Annotated in this window: 5 protein-coding genes and 2 pseudogenes; 4 read left to right on the top strand and 3 right to left on the bottom strand. The window is 65.1% G+C overall.

Annotated features, from left to right (window positions below; translation table 11 throughout):
• Positions 1 to 398: 398 nt before the first annotated feature.
• The 3 genes from ACFXHE_RS44005 to ACFXHE_RS43995 are packed head-to-tail and all read right to left on the bottom strand — an operon-like array spanning position 399 to position 1817.
• The gene (locus tag ACFXHE_RS44005; protein WP_379391736.1) at positions 399 to 947 is read right to left on the bottom strand and encodes an SRPBCC domain-containing protein; all 549 of its coding nucleotides are present in this window, start codon (positions 945 to 947) and stop codon (positions 399 to 401) included.
• A 34-nt stretch (positions 948 to 981) separates the two neighbouring features.
• A complete protein-coding gene (locus tag ACFXHE_RS44000; RefSeq protein ID WP_379391734.1) occupies positions 982 to 1485 on the bottom strand; it encodes a pyridoxamine 5'-phosphate oxidase family protein in 504 nt (167 codons plus the stop codon).
• A complete protein-coding gene (locus ACFXHE_RS43995) occupies positions 1482 to 1817 on the bottom strand; it encodes a metalloregulator ArsR/SmtB family transcription factor (RefSeq protein WP_364611996.1) in 336 nt (111 codons plus the stop codon). The genes ACFXHE_RS44000 and ACFXHE_RS43995 overlap by 4 nt, the downstream gene beginning before the upstream one ends.
• A gap of 231 nt (positions 1818 to 2048) precedes the next feature.
• Between ACFXHE_RS43995 and ACFXHE_RS43990 the strand changes: the two are divergent.
• From ACFXHE_RS43990 to ACFXHE_RS43975, 4 genes and pseudogenes are all read left to right on the top strand, one after another.
• A pseudogene (locus tag ACFXHE_RS43990) lies at positions 2049 to 2584 on the top strand (recombinase family protein).
• A pseudogene (locus ACFXHE_RS43985) lies at positions 2529 to 2684 on the top strand (helix-turn-helix domain-containing protein); the annotation flags it as partial. The pseudogenes ACFXHE_RS43990 and ACFXHE_RS43985, both read left to right, overlap by 56 nt.
• Positions 2685 to 2813: 129 nt before the next feature.
• Entirely contained in the window at positions 2814 to 3572 is a 759-nt protein-coding gene (locus tag ACFXHE_RS43980) for an SDR family NAD(P)-dependent oxidoreductase (protein WP_379391731.1), read from the top strand.
• A 269-nt stretch (positions 3573 to 3841) separates the two neighbouring features.
• The coding region (locus tag ACFXHE_RS43975) for an SDR family NAD(P)-dependent oxidoreductase (protein ID WP_379391729.1) at positions 3842 to 4245 on the top strand (404 nt) is incomplete at its 3' end.

Genomic DNA, 4245 nt, shown 5'->3' with positions numbered 1-4245 from the left:
CCACCGCCCCCGCAAGATCCACGGCTACCGCAGTCCCGCCGAGGTCTACGCTGACCACCTGAACAGCGGTGACGCACTGACCGTTTGAGCCCGCCGCCCTTTTCCGAACGGCTGTCGGTCTGGGGACCCCAAAACGACACCCGAGATGCTCGGCAGACGATCGTTTCTCGACGGCGTCTGTTTGGAGGCATGGTCGGATTGCCCGCCGCTCTGGATCGTGTCCGAAAGAGAGGTCTAGCAGGCAGGATCGAGTGTTCGCCATGGCGCAGACTCGAACTGCCTGACCACTGCGCGCGGCTGCGCGATGACGCTGGCGCGTTCACGTAGCCACTGGTGACACTGTCCGGGCTCGAGGTCGGCAGGCATGAGGACGAACAGTCGGCTACGCAGCTGTGGAGTCACATTGGCCAGATAGATGTCGGTGAGTGCGGTTCCCAGGTTCGACCAGATTTCGTTCTGCCGATTGCGATATCGGGTTCCGTCCCCCCGGACCACAGCCGCTGTCGAAGGATATGCGCGAGGCGGTCCAAGCTTTGGCCCCAGCCGTAGGCCGCGCTGTCGTCCGGGGACAACGGGCCGGGAGCCAGCAGGTGGAAGTTCATAGCGGTCTTGCCGTCTCCGGCATCGGCGAAGGTGACCGTGATGACGGAATCTCGCTCGGGGCCGCCATCGCCCGTGGGGTCACCCCAGGTGAACACCAACCGTTCGGGTTCGACGATCTCGCGGAATCTTCCGACGTTACGGTATTCGGTGCCGTCGGTGTCGGAGACCATGATCGATTCGTAGCGGCCGCCGGGGACTGGTTCGGCGACGATGCTGTCGCGGCGGGTGGTGAAGCCGTGGGGGCCGGCCCATTCGGCGATCCGGTCGGGTTCGATCCAGGCCCGGAAGACCAGGTCCCGGGGCGCGTCGAAGACACGGACAAGGGTGAATTCGCGGTTGCTCATGAGGCGTTGGTTCTCTCGGATTCTCGCGAGGGGTTCAGGCGGGCTGCTGCTTACCGGTCATCCAGTCGGGTGCGCCGCTGGGGAAGCGGGTACGGAAGTCCATCACCGCAGCCCAGGTGGGTCGCACGGCGATGCGCTCCATACGCGGCGCCATCCCGGCCACAAACTGCAGATACTCCTCCACCGCGGGGTCGCCGCCCTTGCGCATGGCCGCCGCGTATTCAGGTAGAAGGCCGTCGGATTCGGTGATCTCAGCGCGGCCACGCAGCAGCAGCACCTGCGGCGGTGCGTCGTTGGTATCGATGGTGAGGGCGACATCGGGCCGAGCGCGCAACGCACGATTCTTGTGCGAGGGCGCGAATCCGGTCATCACCACCTCCTCGCCGTTCCACCAGAAGTTGATCGGGACAACGCGTGGGGTGCCGTCGGCGGTGGTGAAGGCCAGCCGGGCAGGCAGATTCGCCACCAGCAGTTCGCGCGCGATAGTGGTATCCAGCAGCCGCAGGTCCCCCTGTGGCAGGTCCAGGTGTTCGGTCACGGTAGCTCCTTATGTTGAATGCGTTGCAGATGTTCATCGAGGCGATCGAGGCGATCACCCCAGAAGTTTCGGTAGCGCTCCAGCCAGTCGGTCGCCGCTGCTAGCGGGGCGGGCTCGAGTCGACAAGGACGCCACTGCGCGTCGCGGCTTCGGGTGATCAGCCCGGCGCGCTCGAGCACCTTCAGGTGTTTGGAGACAGCGGGCAAGCTCATCGCGAACGGTTCGGCCAGCTCGCCGACTGTCGCCTCCCCTTCCGCGAGCCGGGCGAGTATCGCCCGCCGGGTCGCATCGGACAGAGCGGCGAAGACAGAGTCGAGTTGATCCTCGGACATGACGTTTATTACACCATTCGGTTAATTAACCAAGTGGTTAAATGATGCGCTGCCTGAGGCGGGTTGTCAATACCTGCAATCAAGCGGTCGCGGCGCGGGCGCCGCTACCCGTGAACGCGTGGAGGGATCACTCGTGCACAGCTTCCCGATCGTGCGGTACGCGGTGTCAATCTTCTCGGGCGAGAACCAATTCCACGGCGCGGGCGAGGAACGGATAGCCGCCGGGCGTTCTTGTGGACGGACTCCACCGTCGCGCGCTCGCCCTCGACGGCGAGGACCTCGAATACCGATACCCCGCCGCGCGGGCGGGTCTCCACCCGCGACCAGCATCCCGAAGCCCAGCACGACGCGCTCACCGCCGCCGGGTGCGAACAGATCTTCATCGACAAGGCCTCCGGCAAGCTCGCCTCCCGCCCCGAGTTGCGCAAGGAGCTGCTGGTCGCGAACCGGCCCAAAGACCAACTGGTGGTGACCAACTCGACCGGCTCGGCCGCTCCCTCGTGCACCTGATCGAACTGTCGAAGACCTTGCAGGAACGGGGCGTGGACCTGGTGGTCCTGGATCAGGGCATCGACACCTCCACCGCCGTCGGGCGGATGTTATTCCAAATCCCCGGTGCGATAGCCGAATTCGAGCACGCCCTGATATCCGAACGCACCCGCGACGGCCTGGCCGCCCGCGCCCGCGGACGCAGCCGGCGGGCAGAAGCCGAAACTTGGGCCCCGGCAGGTGAATCTGGCGCGGCAGATGTACGACGAACTCGATGAGCAAGGCAAACGTCGCTACACCGTCGACCAGATCGCCACCGAGTTCGGCGTCACCCGCCCAACCATCTACCGCCGACTCGGCAAGACAACCCATAGCTGACCACGACCACAGTCCGACCATCATTGCCGGTCAAGCCATTGTCGTTGCTTTCGCACGGTTACTACCGAGACCCCGTATACACCCACGCGTTCAGACCGGTCGTGAATCCCGTTGCCTACCATCGAGTTCATGACACTGTCCTATGTCGTCACCGGTGGTGGACGCGGAATCGGCCGCGCGATCGTGCAACGGCTGCTGGCCCGCGGACACGCGATCGTGGTCGTCGAACGCGATGCCGAGTCGCTCTCGTGGACGAACGGACAAGTCACCATTGTGGCCGGAGACGCCGGCTCGGAACAGATCACCGAGCGAGCCGCTGATCGAGCACAGGAGATCGGCGCCTTCGCCGGCTGGGTGAACAACGCCGCTGTATTCTCCGACGCATCGCTGGATTCCGTTGGCGCGAGCCAGGTTCTGGAGCTCATCAACGCAAACCTGCGCCCGACCGTCGTCGGCTGCGGCACCGCTGTTCACCGGTTCCTGGCTACCGCCACCACCGGCTCGATCGTGAACATCAGTTCCCACCAGGCACAACGAGCAGTGCCCGGAGCGCTGCCCTACAGCACCGCCAAGGCAGCGATCGAAGGGCTGAACAGGGCGTTGGCCGTCGAATACGGCCGACGGGGAATTCGAGTGAACGCGGTCGCGCCGGGCTCGGTCGCCACCGAACGCTACGCGGAATACTTGTCCGCCCTCCCCCCGGACACCGCGGCCTCCGTCGAACGGGAGATGGCAACACTGCACCCACTGGGCCGGGTCGCAACCAGCGATGAAATCGCCGCTGCCGTCGAGTTCCTACTATCCACGGACGGCGGCTTCGTCAACGGCGCGACATTACCGGTCGACGGCGGACGCTCGGTCCTTGCAATCGACCCCGAAGCCCGATAGAAGCCGCCGGATCACACCATCGACGACGTCATCACCAAAGGCGATCATGTGTTCCTGTCGCCTGCCTAGAACCGCACGGCCCATGAGGACCAGTGATGCGAAAAGTCACGCTTAGCTCTTGCGGGCGAGGCTTCGATCCCGGCCGACGCCTCCACGGCACGATGCGGAGAGCGGAACGTCAGGTCGGTTTCCCGCCGGTGCTACGAGGTCCTTGCCGCCATCCTCGGAGGGAAGGTCTTTCGAGACAAGACATCCGGAGAGGAACAGGTGTGGCGGACATTGCGGTGGTGACGGGCTCGACTCGTGGCATCGGGTTCGAAACGGCGCTGGCATTGGGATTGTCGGGGTACACGGTCGTCGTGACGGGCCGGTCCGAGCAAGCGGCGGCGGACGCGGCGCGGCGGCTGGGTGAGCGGGGTGTCGACGCGCAGGGGCAGGAACTCGATGTCGCCTCGTTCGAATCGGTGCAGCGCCTCGCCGACATCATTGCGCGCGACCATGGCCGGTTGGATGTGCTGGTGAACAATGCGGGCATCGCTGCCGAATGGGATGCGCCCAGTCGCAGCCAGTATGCGCACCCGGAGTCGGTGAGGCGGACGCTGGAGACCAATGTGATCGGGGTGTTCCATACGGTGGAGGGATTGCTGCCGTTGCTTCGGCGCAGTGACTCGGG

The organism is Nocardia sp. NPDC059229 (genome assembly GCF_042754165.1).
Lineage (GTDB): Bacteria > Actinomycetota > Actinomycetes > Mycobacteriales > Mycobacteriaceae > Nocardia.
This window is presented reverse-complemented; position numbering and strand designations above follow the sequence as displayed.